Origin of the sequence: Nocardia amikacinitolerans NBRC 108937 (genome assembly GCF_001612615.1) — a bacterium.
Classification (GTDB): domain Bacteria; phylum Actinomycetota; class Actinomycetes; order Mycobacteriales; family Mycobacteriaceae; genus Nocardia; species Nocardia amikacinitolerans.
In genome coordinates, this window is the sequence record NZ_BDAU01000016.1 from 71,099 (window position 1) to 91,112 (window position 20,014).

Below are 20,014 nucleotides of genomic sequence, written 5' to 3' on the forward strand. Positions count from 1 at the left end.
GTGCGGTGGGAGAGGCGGGTCTCGCCGCTTCTCCCACCGCAGGTCGTGTCCCGCCACCGGTGCGGCCGGGGGTCTCCCCGATCCGCGCCGGTGGGGTACCTCAGGTATGAGGCCGAGCGGATCAGTCCAGGAAGTCGGCGAGGCGCGGGCCGATGATGGCCAGTGCTTCCGGGGCTGTCATGCGCCAGTGCGTGACGGGGACCTGTTCGACGTTGACCGGGCCGTGCACCGCGTGGCGCCAGCTGGCGGGGCCGCGGGTGGCGGTCGGGTCGTCCTGGGCGGCGTTGAAGTACAGCACTTCACCGCGATACGGGCGGGGCCGGTGGGCGCTGCTCAGTTCGAGGGATCGGACCGCGGCGTCGATGACTCGCTCGAGGCGTTGCGCGCCGAAGGAGGTGAAGGGTTCGCCGAGTTCGGCCAGCCTTTCGCCGAGTCCGGCCGCACCCAGGTTCGGGTCGAAGTCGAAGTCGGCCGCGTGCTCGCCGAGCAGTCCACCCAGCAATTCGGACACGGTCGCCGCGGTGTCGCCGGCCTCGGCGTCTGTCGCGGAGTGCAGGTGGCTGTCCAGCATGACGAGCAGCGCAACCGACTCACCCTCGTCGCGCAGTTGCACCGCGATGGCGTGGGCGAGTACACCGCCGAGCGACCAGCCGAGCAGGTGGTACGGACCCTCGGGTTGAACCGAACGCATCTCCTTCACATACAGGCGCGCCCACTCCTCCACCGACGCCGGCATCGGCTCGTCCGCCAAGGCGGGCGACTGCAAACCGAAGATCGGGCGATCCGGGTCGATATGGGCCGCGAGCCCAGCGAACGACCAGGAGATGCCGCCGACCGGGTGGATGCAGAACAGCGGTTCGCGCGTGCCGGTGCCGCGCAGCGGCAACAGCATGTCGAACGCCGTGCTGGCGTCGATCCCACCGGTGGGGCGCAACCGCTCGGAAAGGGCGGCCGGGGTCGGTGCGAGGAAGATGTCCATCACCGTGACCGGCCGGTCCAGTTCCGCGCGGAGGCGAGCGACGAGGGTCGTCGCGGACAACGAGTTGCCGCCGGATTCGAAGAAGTTGTCGTCCAAGCCGAGACCGTCCGAAACGCCGAGGACTTCCGCGAAGGCAGCCACTACGGTGTGCTCGACCGGGGTACTCGGGGCACGGTACTCCCGGGCGGCGAACTCCGGCTCCGGCAACGCCTTTCGGTCCAGCTTGCCGTTGACGTTCAACGGCAACGCCTCCAGCACCACGAACGCCGACGGCACCATGTACGACGGCAACGCCACCGACAACGCCGACTTCACCTGAGCCACATCGACATCCGCCACAGCCGGAACCAAGTAGGCCACCAGACGATCACCGTTACGATCCGACTTCGCCAACACCGCAGCCTGCGCGATCTCCGGCAACGTCAACAACGCCGCCTCGATCTCACCCAACTCGATACGGAAACCACGAATCTTCACCTGGAAATCGGTGCGACCCCGGTACTCCAACTCACCGTCGCCGCGCCAAGCGACCAGATCACCAGTGCGATACATCCGCTCGCCCGGCGCGAACGGGTCGGCAACGAACCGATCCGCGGTCAGCTCCGCGCGACCGAAGTAGCCGCGCGCCAGCTGCGCACCCGCGAGATAGAGCTCACCCGAAACCCCGTCCGGCACCGGCCGCAACCGACCGTCGAGCACATAGACCCGGCTGTTCCATTCGGGCGCACCGATGGACACCGAACCGGAATCGGCATCGGTCACCAGATGGGACGTGATCGACACCGCCGCCTCGGTCGGACCGTAAAGGTTGAACAGCTGAGCATCCGGATTCGAAGCACGGAACCGCTGCGCCACCGACGACGGCAACGCCTCACCGATCGCCAACACCCGCCGCAACGAACCAGCCAGCACCCCACCTGATTCCACCAACAGCGCATCCAACATCGACGGCACCACATGCAACGTCGTCACCCGCTCACGAGCCATCAACTCGTTCAAGTAGCCCGGATCACGATGTCCCTCAGCCGAAGCGATCACCAGACGACCACCCGACACAGCCGCCGACCAGAACTCCCACACCGACAGATCGAACGTCGCCGCAGTCTTCAACAACACCGCATCGCCGACTCCGAGATCGAATGCCGCTGTCTTCCACAGCAACTGGTTGACGATCGCCGAGTGCGGCACCGCCACACCCTTCGGCCGACCCGTCGAACCCGACGTGAAGATCACATACGCGGTATTCGCCGGACGCAACCGGGCAACCCGCTCGAAATCGGTGACCGCACCCCCGTACACACCGGACAGATTTAGCTCGTCGAGCGAGATCAGCGGCGCCGCGTCGGTGGTGAATTCCGCTGCGGCGTTGGTGAGCACACACACCGGCTCGGCCGTCTCGAGAATGTAGCCCGTCCGCTCGGCGGGCTGATCCGGATCCACCGGCACATACGCACCACCCGCGACGGACACCGCGTACATGGCCACCACGAGATCCACCGAACGCCGCAGCGCAAGCGCAACCCGAGACTCCGGACCCACACCCAGCGAAATCAAATGCCGCGCCAGGCGATTCACCCGGCGGCCGAGCTCGTCGTAGGTCAAGGACGGGCCGTACGGTCCGACCAGCGCCACCGCGCTCGGCTCGGCCGCGACGGTCGCCGCCAACATCGACGCCAACGTCGCCCCGACATCGGTCCGGTGCGCGGTCGCATTGCGGGCCGTGAGCAGCTCGGCCCGCTCGGCCGCGGCCAGCAGTTCGATATCGCCGACCGGTGCCGTCGGCGCGGCGACGATCTCGCCGAGTAGACGCACGAACCGATCAACGAAACCTTGCACCGTCTCGCGCTCGAACAGGGCCGTCGCAAAGGTGACCGAGCCATCGATGCCGCACGGCGCGCCCGACTCGTCGTAGTGATCGGCCACGATCCAGTGCAGATCGAACTGCGAGACATCCGCAAGCGCGTCCACACCGGACACGGTCAGACCGGGCAGCTCCAGGCTGGACCGCACGATGTTCTGGAACGACAATCCCACCTGGAACAGCGGGTGCCGCGCCATCGACCGCGCGGGGTTGAGCACCTCGACCAACCGCTCGAACGACACATCGGCGTGGGTGAACGCCTGGAGGTCGCCTTCCCGCACCCGTGCCACCAGATCGACGAAGCTCTCGGCCGCGTCGACCCGCGTGCGCAGCACCAACGTATTGGCGAACATGCCGATCAGATCATCGAGTTCGCGCTCACCACGCCCGGCGATGGGCGTGCCGACGGCGATGTCGTCGGTGCCCGACAGCCGAGCGAGCAGCACCGACAGCGCGGCGTGCACCACCATGAAGATGGTCGCGTTGTGTCCGCGCGCCAATTCCGTGAGCGCCGCGTGTGTTTCGGCGTCGATCCGCACGTCGACGCGCTCGCCCGCGAAGGACTGCACCGCAGGACGCGGCCGATCCGACGGCAGCTCCAACTGGTCCGGCAGTCCGGCGAGCGCCTGTGTCCAGTACCCGATCTGCTTGGCCGACAACGATTCCGGATCGCTCTCGTCGCCGAGCAGCTCGCGATGCCAGACACTGTAGTCGGCGTACTGCACCGGCAACGGCGCCCAGCCCGGCTGCGCACCGGCCGAGCGTGCCGCGTACGCGACCATCAGATCGCGAGTCAGCGGAGCGACCGACGAACCATCGGCGGAGATGTGGTGGACCACCATCGCAAGCACGTATTCGTCTGCGGCGCCGTCGATTTGGAACAGCTCGACCCGCAGTGGCACCTCGACGGTGACGTCGAACACGGTGGCGCCCAGCTCTCGCACCGCCCGCTCGATCCGATCGGCGGGCACCACGCGCACGGTCAGCTCGGGGATGGCGTGCCCGGGAGACAGAATCGACTGCACAGGCCCACGGTCGGTCTGCGGGTACATGGTGCGCAGGATCTCGTGACGTGCGATGAGATCCGCGACCGCGGCGCGCAGAGCGTCGACATCGAGCGCACCCGACAACCGCACCGCCACCGGCACGTTGTAGGCCGCGGAGTGACCATCGAGCCGGTTCAGGAACCACATACGCTGCTGCGCGGGCGACAGCGGAATGGACTCCGGACGAGTGACGGACGTCAACGCGCGATGTCCGCCCGCACCGGCCAGCTTGCCCACCAGCGCGGCGAGACCGGCCACGGTGGAGGCTTCGAACAGCGCGCGCACCGGCACCCGCGTATTTAGCGCCGCACCGATCCGGGCGGCCACCTGGGTGGCCAGCAGCGAGTTGCCGCCGAGACTGAAGAAATCGTCGTCCGCGCCGACCCGGTCACCGCCGAGGACATCCGCGAACACGCGCGCCACGATCTCCTCGATCGGAGTGGACGGGGCGCGGAAAGCGGTCGACTCGAACTCCGGCTCCGGCAGCGCTTTACGGTCCAGCTTGCCGTTGACATTCAACGGCAACGCCTCCAGCACCACGAACGCCGACGGCACCATGTACGACGGCAACGCCACCGACAACGCCGACTTCACCTGAGCCACATCGACATCCGCCACAGCAGGAACCAAATAGGCCACCAGACGATCACCGTTACGATCCGACTTCGCCAACACCGCAGCCTGCGCGACCTCCGGCAACGCCAACAACGCCGCCTCGATCTCACCCAACTCGATACGGAAACCACGAATCTTCACCTGGAAGTCCGTACGCCCCCGGTACTCCAGCGCACCGTCACCGGTCCAGGCCACCAGGTCACCCGTGCGGTACATACGGGAACCGCTGCCATCGAAAGGATTCGCGACGAAACGATCCGCGCTCAGATCCGGACGCGCGAAGTAGCCGCGCGCCAACTGCGCACCCGCGAGGTACAACTCGCCGGATACACCGACCGGCACCGGCCGCAGCCGGGCATCGAGCACGTACACGCGACTGTTCCATTCGGGCGCACCGATGGACACCGAACCCTGATCCGCATCCGAGACAAGGTGCGAAGTGATCGACACCGCAGCCTCGGTCGGCCCGTACAGGTTGAACAGCTGAGCATCCGGATTGGCCACACGGAACCGCTGCGCCACCGACGACGGCAACGCCTCACCGATCGCCAACACCCGCCGCACCGAATCCGCGAGGACGCCGCCGGATTCGACCAACAGCGCGTCCAGCATCGACGGCACCACATGCAACGTGGTCACCCGCTCACGAGCCATCAACTCGTTCAAGTACCCGGGATCGCGATGCCCATCGACGGACGCGATCACCAAACGACCACCCGACACGGCGGCCGACCAGAACTCCCACACCGACAAGTCGAACGTCGCCGCGGTCTTCAGCAACACCGCGTCATCCGCCCCCAAACCGAATTCGGCGGTCTTCCACAGCAACTGGTTGACGATCGCAGAGTGCGGCACCGCCACACCCTTCGGCCGCCCCGTCGAACCCGACGTGAAGATCACATACGCGGTATTCGACGGACGCAACGGCGCAACCCGCTCGACATCCGTAACCGGCTCAGCGGCAAAGGTTCCCAGAGACAACTCGTCCAGGCGCACAACCGGCGCGAGATCGGTCACGAAGCCGGACGCGGTGTCGGTGACCACGCACACGGGTGCGGCGGTCTCCAGGATGTATCCGGTCCGCTCGGCGGGCTGATCCGGATCCACAGGCACGTACGCACCGCCGGCGACCGACACCGCGTACATGGCAACCACGAGATCCACCGAACGCCGCAGCGCCAGCGCAACCCGCGTCTCCGGCCCCACACCCACCGAAATCAGGTACCGCGCGAGGCGGTTGACGCGATTACCGAGTTCGCCGTAGCTCAGCGCGAGCGAACCCTCTGGCGTGTCCGCCGCCAGCGCCACCGCATGCGGTGTGGCCGCGGCGCTCGCCGCCAGCAGCGAAGCCAGTGTCGCTGAGGTGTCCACGGCCCGTGCCGTGTCGTTCCAGTGGTCGAGGATGCGAACACGCTCGTCCGCGGCCAGCAGTTCCAGCTCACCCACCGGCGCGTCGGGCGCCGCGACAATGGCCTCGAGCAGCCGCGTGAAGCGATCCACGAAGCCCTGCACCGTATCCCGGTCGAACAGCGCGGACGCATAGGTGACGGCGCCGCCGATACCGCGCGGCGCGCCGGACTCGTCGTAGCCGTCCGAGACGACCCAGTGCAGATCGAACTGCGAGATCTCCGGGAAGATATCGAGCCCGGAGACCGCGAGTTCCGGCAGTTCCAGGCTCGACTGGGCCAGGTTCTGGAAGGACAGACCCACCTGGAACAACGGATGCCGCGCGGTGGAGCGCACCGGGTTGAGCACCTCCACCAGACGCTCGAACGGCACATCCGCGTTGGCGAAAGCCTCGAGGTCCTGTTCGCGGACCCGCGTCAGCAGATCGGTGAAGCTCGCTGCTGCGTCGACCTGGGTGCGGAAGACGACCGTGTTGACGAACATGCCGATCAGGTCGTCGATTTCGCGTTCCCCGCGTCCCGCGATCGGTGTGCCGACGGCGATGTCGTCGGTGCCCGACAACCGCGCGAGCAGCACCGACAGCGCGGCGTGCACCACCATGAACATGGTGGCGTTGTGCCTGCGCGCCAAGTCCGCGAGCGCACCGTGGGTTTCGGCGGAGATCCGCACGTCCACGCTGCCGCCGTGGAAGGACTGCGCGGCCGGTCGCGGCCGGTCGGTGGGCAGTTCGAGTTGATCAGGCAGACCCGCAAGCGCGTGCTTCCAGTAGCCGATCTGCTTGGCCGACAGCGACTCCGGATCGCTCTCGTCACCCAGCAGCTCGCGCTGCCAGATGCTGTAGTCGGCGTACTGCACCGGCAGCGGCTCCCAGGCGGGTTCCATTCCGGCGGCCCGCGCGGAGTAGGCGACCATGAGGTCGCGGGTCATCGGCCCCGAGGACGAGCCGTCGCCCGCGATGTGGTGGATCACCATGGCAAGTACGTATTCGTCTGCGGCGTCCTCGATTCGGAAGATCGCGACGCGCAGCGGCACCTCCGCGGTGACGTCGAAGGTGGTGGAGAACAACTCCAGCACAGCCGATTCCAGTTCCGCGGCGGCAACGTCGCGCAGCGGAAGTTCGACGGTCACTTCGCCGACCGGCAGGATCACCTGCACCGGCCCGTCCTCGGTCTGCGGGTAGACGGTCCGCAGGATCTCGTGCCGGGCGATCAGATCCGCGAGCGCCCCGCGCAAAGCATCGATATCGAGCGCACCGGTCAGGCGCACCGCGACGGGCACGTTGTAGGCGGCCGAGGTGTCGGTGTCGAACTGGCTCAGGAACCACATGCGCTGCTGCGCCAGCGACAGCGGAATGCGCTCCGGACGCGGACCGGCCACCAGGTCCTTGCGATCACCGGCGCCGGCAAGTTCGCCGAGGCGAGCCGCTAGCTCGGCCACCGTCGCGGCCTCGAACAGCAGGCGCACCGGCACCCTGGCGTCGAATTCCGCGCCGAGTCGCGCCATCACCTGGGTGGCGATGAGCGAGTTGCCGCCGAGCTCGAAGAAGTCGTCGTCCGCGCCGACCGGCTCGATACGACCGAGTGCCTCGGCGAAGACCGCAGCGACGCGCTCCTCCATCCGTCCGCTGGGAGCGCGAAACTCCTTGGCGCGCAGGACAGGAGCGGGAAGCGCGGCGCGGTCCAGCTTGCCGACGGGGGTCAACGGGATTTCGTCGAGCACCGTGACGACGGTCGGCACCATATGGGCGGGCAGGTGACGAGCGGCATGCTCGGTGAGCTCGTCGGCATCGGCCGACGCACCCGGCGCGGCATGCACGTAGGACACCAGAATTGTCGCGCCGGTGTCCAGGGTGTGCCCGATGGTGACCGCGAAGTCGACGCTGTCGTGTCCGGCGAGCACCGCGTCGATCTCGCCGAGTTCGATACGGAAGCCGCGGATCTTCACCTGGAAGTCGTTGCGCCCCAAGTAGTCGATCTCCCCCGTCGCGAGCCGACGGACCAGATCTCCGGTGCGGTACAGCCGGGAACCGGGCGGTCCGAACGGATCGGCTACGAAGCGCGCGGCGGTCAGGCCCGGCCGCTCGTGATATCCGCGCGCCAGCTGGGCGCCGGAGATGTAGAGCTCACCCGCGATCCGGTCGGGCACCGGATGCAGCCGGTCGTCGAGCACGTATTCGGTGACCGCGCGGATCGGCGCGCCGATGGTCACCGGCTCACCCGGCGTCAGCGGCCCGCCGACATTGGTCATGATGGTGGTCTCGGTGGGCCCGTACCCGTTGAAGAATTCCCGGGTACGGCGACCGGCGGGAATCGCCCAGCGCCGCACCAGTTCCGGCGGGCACGCCTCGCCACCGGCGACCACGACGCGCAGCCGGTCGAGCCCCTCCGGGTCGACCGAGGCCAGCGCGGCAGGGGTGATGAAGGCGTGCGTCACCCGCTCCCTGCGCAGCAGCGCGGCAAGATCCGCGCCGCCGTAGACGGTGGGTGCGACGACGACCATGGTGGCCGCGCCGCCCACGGCGAGCAGCAGCTCCAGCACCGAGGCGTCGAAGGACGGCGACGCGAAATGCAGTGTGCGCGAACCGGTGGTGACCCGATAGCGCTCCCGCTGTTCGGCGCAGAAGCCGCTCAGACCCGCGTGCGTGACCACGACGCCCTTGGGCTTCCCGGTGGAACCGGAGGTGTAGATGACGTAGGCCGGATGGGCGGCGCGCAGCGGGCGCACCCGATCGGCGTCGGTCACCGGCGTGGCCGGATAGCCGGCGGTGTCGGCGGCGGCGATATCGATCCAGTCGATCCCCTCGGGCAAGCCTGAGCGCACCGCATCGACGGTGAGCCCCAGTACCGCATTGGAATCGGTGACCATGTGCGCGACGCGGTCGACCGGGTAGTTGGGGTCCACCGGTACGAAAGCCGCACCGGCCTTGGCGACCGCCCACACCGCGAGCACCGATTCGATCGAGCGCGGAATACCCACCGCTACCGTGGTCTCCGGGCCGACACCGCGGTCGATCAGCAGGCGTGCCAGGCGGCTGGACTGCTCGTCGAGTTCGACATAGTCGATCTCGGACAGGGTTTCGGTGGCGTCGGCGAAGATCACCGCTACGCCGTCCGGGTTCTCCTCCACGGCCGCGTCGAGCAGGTCCGGCAACAGGCGTACCGGCGCGGAGTCGACCGGGGCGCTCGGCGCGACGGCGGCCAGGGCCGGGTGGCGCTCCTCGGCGTCGAGAATGTCGATGTCGCCCACCGTGATTCGCGGATCGGCGACGACAGCCGTGAGGATGCGTGCGAAGCGGCGGGCGAAGGCGTCGACCGTCGATTCGTCGAAAAGGTCGGTGGCGTAGGCGAAAACGACGGCCAGTTCGCCGGGAGCACCGTCGGCGCCGAGCCGTGGCTCGACATTCACCTGAAGGTCGAACTTGGCCGCGACCTCACCCGTGTCGAGCGCGGCGACGGTCAGACCCGGCAGCTCGAGGCTCGCCTGTTCGGTGTTCTGGAAGGCCAGCATCACCTGGAGCAGCGCGGTCTGGGCGCCCGCACGGTCGGGGGCGACCGCCTCCACGACCTTCTCGAACGGCACATCGGCGTTCGCGAAGGCGTCGATGTCGATATCGCGAACCCGCTCCACCAGCGCGTCGAAGGAGGCGCCGCGGTCCACCTCGGTACGCAGGGCGAGTGTGTTGACGAACATGCCGACGAGCTCGTCCAACGCCCGTTCGCCACGCCCCGCGATCGGGGTTCCGACGGTGATGTCGGAGGTCGCCGAGAGGCGCGCGAGCAGCACCGCCAGCGCGGCGTGCACGACCATGAAGAGGGTCGAATTGTGCTCGCGGGCGATGTCGGCCAGTCCCGAGTGCACCGGCGCGGGCACCGTGAATTCCACCGCGGCGCCGCGCATCGAGGCGACGGCGGGGCGCGGCCGGTCCTGCGGCAGCGGAAGCAGCTCGGGCATGCCGGACAGCTGCTGCCGCCAGTACGCCAATTGCTGTGCGGCGACCGAACTCTCGTCGTCGTAGGAGCCGAGCACGGCGTGCTGCCACAGCGCGAAGTCGGCGTACTGCACCGACAGCGGCTGCCAGGCCGGAGACGTGGCCGCGGTGCGGGCGACGTAGGCGGTCACCAGATCCCGCGCCAGCGGTGCCAGCGAGGAGCCGTCGGCGACGATGTGGTGCACCACGAGCACCAGCAGGTGCTCGCCGACGGCGGGATCGGTGAACAGCGCGAGGCGCAGCGGCGGTGCGGCGGTGACGTCGAAACCGCTCGCCATCATGGCGGCCACGGCTTCCATGACGTTCGCGGCGCCGTCGTGCACCGGCAGCCCGCCGGGCAGCGCCTCGGCCGCCGACAGGATCTCCTGGTGCGGCGAACCCGAGTCGCCCGCGGGGAAGCGGGTGCGCAGCGCCTCGTGCCGTTCCAGCACATCGGCGACCGCCGCGCGCATCGCGGCGGCGTCGAGCGCGCCGGTCAGCCGAATGGCGAAAGGCAGGTTGTAGGCGGGTGATTCGGGGTCGATGCGGTTGATCACCCACATGCGCTGCTGGGCGAGCGACAGCGGCAGTCGGTCGGGGCGCGGCGCCGCGACCAGCGGCGGCCTGGCATCGTCACCCGCGCCCGGCACGATACGGGCCGCGAGCGCGGTCACGGCGGACGCTTCGAACAGCTCGCGCACGGCGACCCGCGCGCCGAGCGCCTCGCCGATGCGCGCCACCACGCGGGTGGCCAGCAGCGAATTGCCGCCGAGAGCGAAGAAGTCGTCGTCCGCGCCGACTTGGTCCACACCGAGCAGCTCGGCGAAGACGGCCGCCACGGCCTCCTCGACCGGCGTCGCGGGAGCACGGAAGGCACGGGCCGCGAAGGTCGGCGCGGGCAGCGCCTTGCGATCCAGTTTGCCGCTCGCGTTCAGCGGGAACGCCGCCAGGGCCACGATGGCCGCCGGAACCATGTACGCGGGAAGGACTTTCGCGATACCGGCGGTCAGCTCGGCCTGATCGACGACCTGTCCCGGCGTCGGCACCGCGTACGCCACCAGCTGCTCACCCAGCGGCGTTGCCACCACAAGGGCGGCGGCCTGGGAAACCGAAGGCTGTGCCAGCAGCGCGGTTTCGATCTCGCCGAGCTCGATGCGCTGGCCGCGGAACTTCACCTGGAAGTCGGTGCGGCCGATGTACTCCAGACGCGCGGGCAGGTCACCGCTCGGCGCCCGCCACACCACCAGGTCGCCGGTGCGGTACATGCGCGCGCCGCCGCCGAACGGATTGGCCACGAAGCGATCCGCGGTCAGATCCGGCCGACGCACATAGCCGCGCGCCAGCTGGTCACCGGCCAGGTACAGCTCGCCGGGCACTCCGGCGGGAACCAGTCGCAGGCGCGAATCCAGCACGTACACCCGGCTGTTCCACTGCGGCAGGCCGATCGGCACGGTACGGGTGTCGCGGCCGTCGGCGAGCCAGTAGGTGATCGACACCGCGGCCTCGGTGGGGCCGTACAGGTTGTGCACACGGGCCTGGGACATGGCGTGCACCGCGGCGACCGTCTCCGGCGGGAGCGCCTCACCGATGACGAAGATGTCGCGCAGCGTCGGCACGCTGCCCGCCGCGACGTGCGCGGCGAACACCGTCAGCATGGACGGCACGAAGTCGGTGACCGTAACGCCTTGCGCGGCAATGGTTTCGGCAATGTAGGCCGGATCGCGGTGGCCGTCGTGGGTGGCGACGACCAGTTTCGCGCCCGCCCGCAGCGGCATGAAGTAACCCCACAGCGAGACGTCGAAGGTGGTGGCGGTCTTCTGGAAGTACACGTCCGAAGGACCCAGCGGGTACTGCGCCAGCATCCATTCGGTCTGATTGTGGATGGCGGCGTGCGATACCGCCACACCCTTGGGGCGACCGGTGGAACCCGACGTGAAGATCACGTAGGCGGGGTGCTCGGGACGTACGGGGCGCAGCAATTCCTCCGCCCGCACCGGAGCGGCGTCGACAATGGCCGTATCGAGGGTGTCCAGGTAGAGCACCGGAATACCGCCAGGCACCGCGACGGCGTCGGCGATCGTGGTCAGCACGCAGGCGGGCCGCGCGGTATCGAGGATGTGCGCGATGCGCTCGGCCGGATGATCGGGGTCGAGCGGTACGTACGCACCGCCGGCCGTGACGATGGCGTACATGCCGACGACCAGGTCGAGCGAACGCCGAATGGCCAGGCCGACCAGCGATTCCGCGCCGACACCCTGATCGATGAGCACCCGGGCCAGGCGATTGACCCGCTCGTCGAATTCACGGTAGGTGAGTTCGCTGCCCTCGTAGGCCACCGCGATGCGGTCCGGGTGGGTCGCCACCGCCCTGCGGTAGCCGTCCAACAGCAGTTCGGGGGCGACCAGGTGACCGGTGTCGTTCCAGTCCACCAGCATTCGCCGACGTTCGGAGTCGTCGAGGAGTTCCAGGTCGCCGACCGGGCGCTCCGGTGTCGCCGCCACGGCGACGAGCAGGTCACGCAGCCGCTGCGCCAGCAGCGCTACGGTGGCTTCGTCGAAGAGATCCACCGCGTAGGTGATGGAGGCCGACATGCCCTCGGGCTTGCCGTCGGTTTCGCGCGGCGCCACCGTGAAGTCCAGATCGAACTTCGCCAGCGGCACGTCCATGTCCACACCCGTGACGGTCAGTCCGGGCAGTTCCAGTTCGGTGGGCGTGAGGTTCTGGAAGCTCAGCATCACCTGGAACAGCGGGTGCCGAGCCGCCGAGCGGGCGGGCTCGAGCAGTTCCACCAGTCGCTCGAACGGCACGTCGGCATGTGCGAAGGCGGCGATGTCCGCGCGGCGCACCTCGCGCAGCAGTTCGTCGAAAGTGAGCGCCGGATCGACCCGGGTGCGCAGCACGAGGGTATTGACGAACATGCCGATGAGATCGTCCAGTTCGGCTTCGCCGCGACCGGCCACCGGGGTGCCGATGGCGATGTCGTCGGTACCCGACAGCCGGGCGAGCAGCACCGACAGGGCCGCGTGCACCACCATGAACAGCGTCGAATTGTGCTGCTGCGCCACGGCATAGAGCGCGGCGTGCAGATCGGCGTCGATCTCGAAGTCGAAGGACGCCCCGCGCCCGGACGCCGTCGCGGGCCTCGCACGGTCCGACGGCAGGTCCAACTGCTCAGGAACACCGGCCAGCTCATCGCGCCAGTAGGCGATCTGGCGGGCAAGCAGCGAGCTCTCGTCGGATTCGGAACCGAGCGCCTCACGCTGCCACAGCGCGAAATCGGCGTACTGGATACCGAGCGGATTCCATTGCGGTGCAACGCCATTCGTGCGCGACGCGTACGCGGTCATGAGATCGCGGGTCAGCGGAACCAGCGAAGCGCCGTCACCGGCGATGTGGTGGATCACGCACACGAGTACGTACTCGGTGTCGTCGAGGCGAAGTACGCGCAGCCGGACGGGCGGCGCGGCCGTGACGTCGAAGCCCGCGACAACGGCGGCGGCGATCCGGGCAGACAGTTCGTTCTCGGCACAGTCGATCACCGAAATATCCGGCGCCGCAACGGGATTCGAGACAGCAAGCACCTCCTGGAACCCCTCGCCGTCCACCTCGGGGTAGCGGGTGCGCAGCACCTCGTGCCGCTCGACGAGGTCCGCTGCGGCGGCACGCAGCGCCGCAAGATCGACCGCGCCGGAAAGCCGCACGGCCAGCGGGATGTTGTTGATCGCGCTGGCCGGGTCGAAGCGGTTGAGGAACCACATCCGCTGCTGCGCGAACGACAGCGGAACGCGCTCGGGGCGTGGCATGGGTCGCAGCGCCGGACCCGACGCGGCCTCCTGCGCCTCGGCGTAGCGCGCCAGCGCCGACACCGTCGAGACGTCGAACAGCACGTGTACCGGCACCTGGACGCCCAAAGCTGTCCCGATCCTGGACGCGGCCCTGGTGGCCAGCAGCGAGTTGCCGCCCAGTTCGAAGAAGTCGTCGTCGGCGCCGACCCGGAGGGGATCCGCGCCGGGCGGGGTGAGCAGTGTCGCGAAGATCTCCGCGACGACCGTCTCGGCGGGGGTGGACGGCGCACGGAACTCACGTGCCGCGAACACCGGTTCCGGCAGGCGAGCGCGGTCCAGCTTGCCCGCAGGGGACAGCGGGATCTCGTCGAGCACCATGATCGAGGCCGGAACCATGTAGGCGGGCAACGATTCTCCGACGAAGGCGGCCAGCGCAGCGGGAGCGACGTCGGCGCCGGAACGCGGCAGCACGTACGCCACCAGTGCGGCGGCGCCGGTCGGCAGGGTAACGCCCAGCGTCACAGCGAAATCCACATCCGGATGCGCGGTCAGCGCGGAGTCGATCTCACCAAGTTCGATGCGCAGACCGCGAATCTTGACCTGAAAGTCGGTGCGGCCCTGGTATTCGAAGACGCCGTCCTCGGTGCGTCGCACCAGGTCGCCGGTGCGATACAACCGCGAGCCCGGCTGTTCGGTCTCCGCTCCGAAGGGGTTGGCCACGAACCGTTCTGCCGTCAGGTCGGGACGGTTCAGGTAGCCGCGTCCCAGCGCCGCACCCGTCAGATACAGCTCGCCGACCACACCCGTCGGCACCGGCCGCAGATGCGAATCCAGCACGAACGCGCCGATTCCCGGCAGCGCGGCGCCGATGTGCGTGCCCTCGCCGGGCCGCAGGGCATCGGTTCCGGTGGCGATGACGGTGGCCTCGGAGGGGCCGTACTCGATGTGGAAGGCACGGCCGTGCACCGCCCAGCGGTCCACCAGCGTGGGGCTGACGCGCTCGCCACCGCTCATCACGACCCGCAGATCGTCGAGCCCGGTCGGATCGAGCGATTCCAGCGCGGCCGGGGTGATGCACAGGTGCGTGATCCGCTCCCGCCGCAGCAGTTCGGTGAGCTCCTCGCCGCCGAAGACGGTGGGCGGCACCACGACAAGCGTCGCACCCGCCGAGAAGGTGTACAGCAGCTCCACGATGGAGAAGTCGAAGCTCGGCGTGGTCAGGTTGGTCAGCCGCGATTCACCGGTCACCTGGCGGCTCTCGCGCTGCGCCGCCAGTGCGCCGACACCCGCGTGGGTGATCGCCACGCCCTTGGGCTTACCGGTGGAGCCCGACGTGTAGATGACGTAGGCGAGGTGCTGCTCGTGCAGCGGTCGCACTCGGTCGGCGTAGGAGATGGGGTGCGCGGGCCGCGCCGCGATGCTCTCCCGCCGCACCGGGTCGTCCAGTTCGATCCAGTCGATCGAGGAGCCGAGCGAACCGCGGTGCGCGGAGGTGGTCAGGCCGAGGGTCGCGGCAGAATCGGTGAGGATGTGCTCGATACGGTCAGCCGGATAGTTGGGGTCCACCGGCAGGTAGGCCGCGCCGGTCTTGGCGATGGCCCACACCGAGAGCACGAATTCGACGGAGCGCGCGATGCCCATGGCGACCAGATCACCCGGGCCTATCCCCCGCTCGATCAGCTCGCGCGCCAGCTGCGAGGACCGCTCGTCGAGTTCCCGGTAGGTGAGTTCGCGTTGGTCGGCCGGGTCACCCGTGGGGTTGTACCGGACGGCGATGGAGTCCGACGCCGAGTCCACCGCCGCGGTGAGCAATTGCCCGAAAGACAGGGTGCCGGAACGGCGACGCCTGGCTCCACGCGCGGAACGGCGAACAGTACTCATCAGGTGTCACTCCTTGATTTCCCCATCCCCCGCCAATGGCGCAAAGCCACGGGGTACCCACAAATCCTATCCAGGACACTTGACGCCACATGCAGTGCGTCCGGACCTGTGCCGGTGAACTCACATACGCTGGCAAAACGATGGAAATATGACTTGCCTCACAGTCATCGGGACCGTTGGCGCGCCCGTCTGGAACCTCGTACCAGCAGGGCGCTTTCGAGCAGGTTCACGATGCGACGCGCCACCGTACCACTGGACGGACGGTATCCATCGCAACGGCGCCGTCGGCCGCGCTCGACTGGGCGTTTCGAATCGGCCGAACCGACGAAGATGTGCCGATAGACCTGGATTTGGTGGCGGTGCGCACGAGAACGCTTGCGTAGCAAGGCATTTCGCGGTACGACAACACGCGAACCGGATCGCCACCGGATAGGGGGCAAGGATCGGCCCCCGGGCGCGATCCAAGGGTGCCCTCGGCAGGATTCGAACCTGCGACACCCGCTTTAGGAGAGCGGTGCTCTATCCCCTGAGCTACGAAGGCTGGTTAGGCGGGACGGTCGCAGTCTACCGGGTCGAGCGCCAGGGAACAGCATCGCGCCGATCGCTCCGCTCAGAATCCGCCGTCGAAGCCCCCGCCGTCATAGCCCCCGCCGTCATAGCCGCCGCCCTCATATCCGGCGTCGTACCCACCCCCGTCGTACGGCGCGGTATCCGATCCCCACTCGTCACCCGCCGCGACGCCATCCTGGTACCCCTCCCCGTAACCGCTCTCGAACCCCTGCGCGCCGTATCCCACGCCCGACATTCCCGCGAACAGCGAGGTGAACAAGAGCGCGGAGCCGATTCCCCACGCGCCGCCGATGAGCGCGGGCTTCCACCAGGGTTCGGAGTACCAACCCGCGGGCACCGGCCGTCCGGCGACGCGGCCGCCGGGATAGTAGTTCGGCGTGGCCGAGGACGGATTGGGCGATGCGGCGATCTCTCTGCCCTCGTAGGCGATGACCCGATCCTCGCTCACCCGCCCGGCCACGGCCTGGCCGTCGAGCTCGGGAATCGACGGGCCCTGGTCCATTCCCATCGCGGAACGGGCGGCCCGTATGTAGTAGAGACCTTCGAGCGCAGTCTGTTTCGCGAGCCTGGCCTGGGCGGGCGTTGCGGCCTGGTCGAGCTGCGAGCCCGCGGCGGCGTATCGCTCCGAGGCGTCCACGAGAGCTTGCTTCGCCGCATCGTTGCTGCCGCTCAGGTTGTAGATCTGACCCGCGAGCCGCTCGTTCACCTGACGGGCGTCGGCGAGCGCGTCGGCCAACTCGGTCGCCGTCCGCTGCTTCCCCTCGCGCCCACGCATGAGCAGCAAGATCGCCACGGCCACGACCACTATCAAAACCAGCAGCCACTCCATCGTTCGCCCGCCTTCCGTACACGGATGGCCCCGAGTCCGAGTTTACTGACGGCTTGCTGATCGGGGGATGGGCGTCCACGCCCCGCACTGCCCACAAGCCGAGCCACCAGGCGACCATCAGTATCGGCGGGCGCCCGCGTAGGGCATCGAGGAGATCGGCGACATCACGACACCCGTGCCGTACGTCGACGCGTGGATCACTTGGCCGTCCCCGGCGTACAGACCCGAGTGGCCGCCGCCGTAGAAGGACACCATGTCACCAGGTTCGAGTTCGTCTTGCGACACCGGCGTGCCCGAGGACAACTGTTGATAGCTGGTGCGCGGTACGTCCACGCCTGCCTGCTCATAGGACCACTGCACGAGCCCGGAGCAGTCGAAGGCGTCGGGGCCGGTCGCACCCATGCTGTAATTCGAGCCGATCTTGCCGCGCGCGGCCTCGACGGCGACCTCGCCGGGTGACGGTTCCTCGACGACCTGCGGCACGAAGGGGGCCAACGGTGCGGGCAAAACCGGCTCGAGCAGTTCGGCCAGGTACGGGAGATGGGTGCGCAACAGATCGACGGGCGTCGTCGGCACGGTCTCCGGCTTCGCCGGCGTCGCCGGGGTCCCCGGGGTGGCCGCGAATTCGATCACCGCGATCGGGGTGGTGTAGACGACCTCGGCGGGTTCGGCGAGCGCGGGCGCCGGTGTCACCGGGAGGGCGGGCGGGTCCGCCACGTAGATGATGTCCGACATATCCACCGCCGGGATATCGGCGGCCGGGATTTCGATCAGCGTCGGAATATCGGTGGAGCGATCCACAACGGCCGGAACGACTTCGGCCGGGTCCACCTGAATATCTGGATAATCGATTTGGGAGAAATTGGGCGGTACCGGAATGACATCCGGAACTTCGAAAGCGCCTATGCCGGGAATTTCGATCGGCTTGGCCGATGCCTGTCCGGCGCCAAGGAGCAGGGCGCCGAACGCGGCCGCGGCGGCGGCCAGGCTCCAGAAAATCGCGCGTCGCACGAAGCGCGAATATCGACCCTCAGCGGTTGATGCCATGATGCGGTCCTCCGATGCTCATATCGAAGACCTTCGGCTCATATCGTGCGGCGCCGGGTGCTCCGGCGGGGCAGGACATCACCTAGACCTTCGAATTCGATTCGAAAACCATCACGGTGTTCAGTCCAGCGGATCCGAGCGTTCATCTTGCACAGATAAACGGCGCCGGTAAACCCCAACACGCAAATTGATGATAACAAAACAATAACCAAAAGAAACTCTTTTTCTCCCGACCGAAATACGACGGCGCCCCGCACGGATCGGATTTCCGTAGCGGGGCGCCGTTTCGCGCGGAATCAGGCGGTGATCTGCTCCTCGATCTGTTCGGCGAGCGTGCGCAATCGGGCCGCGAATTCGCGGGCCGCGGCCGGGTCGCCGCTGGAACCCTTCACGACCCGCCTGCTCAGCGCGACCAGCCGCGATTCCATCGTGGAGAACAGATCCACCGACCGATCGCCGCCCGTTTCGGTCACTTCGCCGCGCAGCCAGGCCTGCAATCGCTCGACCACCTCCGCCTCGTCGAATCGCTCCGGCAGCAACGCGATCGCCTCGCGCAGCTTGCCCGCCGTGACCTTCCCGCCGGGGCCGCCCGCGATCGTCGTGTACACGGTGACCGCCGCGTCCTCGCCGTGCTCCGCGGCCACCGGAAGCAGCTCGCGAACCTGCCCCTCGTTGATCGTCGGCGCGACCGGGTGCAGCCGGGCGGCCAGCGGCCACGCGCGAATCAGCTTGTGCGCGTACGACCGCTGCATGTCCCAGCGCTGCTCGACGTAGTCGTCGAACGTGGCGTACCGAGCGCGGTAGAGACGCCCGTCCCGCACGATCTGCAACGCGCGGCCCGCCGCCCAGAACGCGATGCGCAGCGAGTCGATCGAGGACTCGCACGCGCTGAGCTGCTCCTGTTCGCGCCGGTTCAGCGGACCGTCGCCGGCCGCGGGCAGCGGCATGGTGAGCACGTCGGCCAGCTTCTCCGTCGCCGTCGACGTCGGATTCGCGATCACCGGCGGCCGCACCGGCGGATCCGCATTCGGTTGCGGCGCGGGCCCGTTCGGGATGGGCGCGGCTTGCCGGAGCGATTGCGCCTCGCCGGGCCGCTCCGCCACCGGCTCGCGGGACGGCGAATCCGGCGTAGCCGGCGGGGTTTCCGTGCCGCGCGGTTCCGCGAGCACCTCCGCGACCGGCCGGAGCCGCTCGGAGCGCCATTCGGCGTCGCGCAGCGGCGAGACGGGCGGTGTGTGTTCGGCGTTGTCGGACAGTGGATTCGCGGACCCGCCGATGGAACCCTTCCTACGTTGTGGAGGCATCAGGCCGACACCTCCACCGCGACGCGGTACGGAGCGACCAGTTCGTCTCCGACCTGCCGGTACTCACCGAGATCCGCGATGGGGTTCTCGGCGCCGTCGCCGACCTCACCGTCGGCGGCCTCGCGGTACCACTTCCACGCGCTCAGATACGAGGCGAACACGTCGTAGCCCGCGTCTTCCAGATTGCCGCGCTGCGTTCGGTATTCGGTGGAGACGTTGACGCCGTTCTTCATGGTGACCGGCACCTTCGTCATCAGCACTCGCACCCGGATTTCCCGGTCGGTCCCCGCGGCGGCCTCCGCGGCGGCCCGGTAGGTACTCGGCACGCGCTTCACCTCCGACGGACTCACACTGGTCAGCAATATCAATTCGTCGCTGGCCGGAATCGCCGCCTTGAATATCTCCGCCGATTCACCGCCCGCGTCGACGATGACCACGTCGTATTTGTTCGCGTTGTCGTGTATGCAGTCGTCGACGTGCCGGGACGGAAAGGCGATCAATTCGAACGGCACTTCGACCCGGCCTTTGAGCAGCCTGCGGTACCAGGAATATCCGGTCTGGCTGAGCGGGTCCGCGTCGATGACCAGCACGCGCAGCTCGTGCACCCTGGCGAAATAGCAGGCCAAGAAGAAGGCCGAGGTCGTTTTTCCGACACCGCCTTTGAGATTCCCCAAAGTGATCACCAGGGGTTTGGGCAGGTCGAGCGCAACAGAATTCGTCATG

The 20,014-nt window shown here is 68.3% G+C and carries 5 protein-coding genes and 1 tRNA gene; all 6 read right to left on the bottom strand.

Translation table 11 applies throughout. The features are described 5' to 3' along the window. Nucleotides 1-121: 121 nt before the first annotated feature. The 6 genes from NAM01S_RS14965 to NAM01S_RS14990 all read right to left on the bottom strand — a co-directional run bounded on the left by NAM01S_RS14965 (nt 122) and on the right by NAM01S_RS14990 (nt 20,013). The gene (locus NAM01S_RS14965) at nt 122-15,541 is read right to left on the bottom strand and encodes a non-ribosomal peptide synthetase (protein WP_084482952.1); all 15,420 of its coding nucleotides are present in this window, start codon (nt 15,539-15,541) and stop codon (nt 122-124) included. A 468-nt stretch (nt 15,542-16,009) separates the two neighbouring features. Then, nucleotides 16,010-16,082: transfer RNA gene (locus NAM01S_RS14970), tRNA-Arg, on the bottom strand. 69 nt (nt 16,083-16,151) lie between these two features. Further along, nucleotides 16,152-16,940, bottom strand: a complete 789-nt coding sequence (locus NAM01S_RS14975) for a hypothetical protein (RefSeq protein WP_067785411.1) — start codon at nt 16,938-16,940, stop codon at nt 16,152-16,154. 117 nt (nt 16,941-17,057) lie between these two features. Further along, complete coding sequence (locus NAM01S_RS14980) at nt 17,058-17,675, bottom strand: C40 family peptidase (RefSeq protein ID WP_084482960.1); 618 nt, start codon at nt 17,673-17,675, stop codon at nt 17,058-17,060. Nucleotides 17,676-18,283: 608 nt separating this feature from the next. After that, on the bottom strand, nt 18,284-19,291 hold the full coding sequence (locus NAM01S_RS14985) for a hypothetical protein (protein WP_067785414.1): 1,008 nt from the start codon (nt 19,289-19,291) through the stop codon (nt 18,284-18,286). Next, nucleotides 19,291-20,013 (bottom strand): ParA family protein, encoded by a 723-nt coding sequence (locus NAM01S_RS14990; protein WP_067785417.1) that lies wholly within the window; start codon nt 20,011-20,013, stop codon nt 19,291-19,293. The genes NAM01S_RS14985 and NAM01S_RS14990 overlap by 1 nt, the downstream gene beginning before the upstream one ends. Nucleotide 20,014 lies beyond the last annotated feature (1 nt).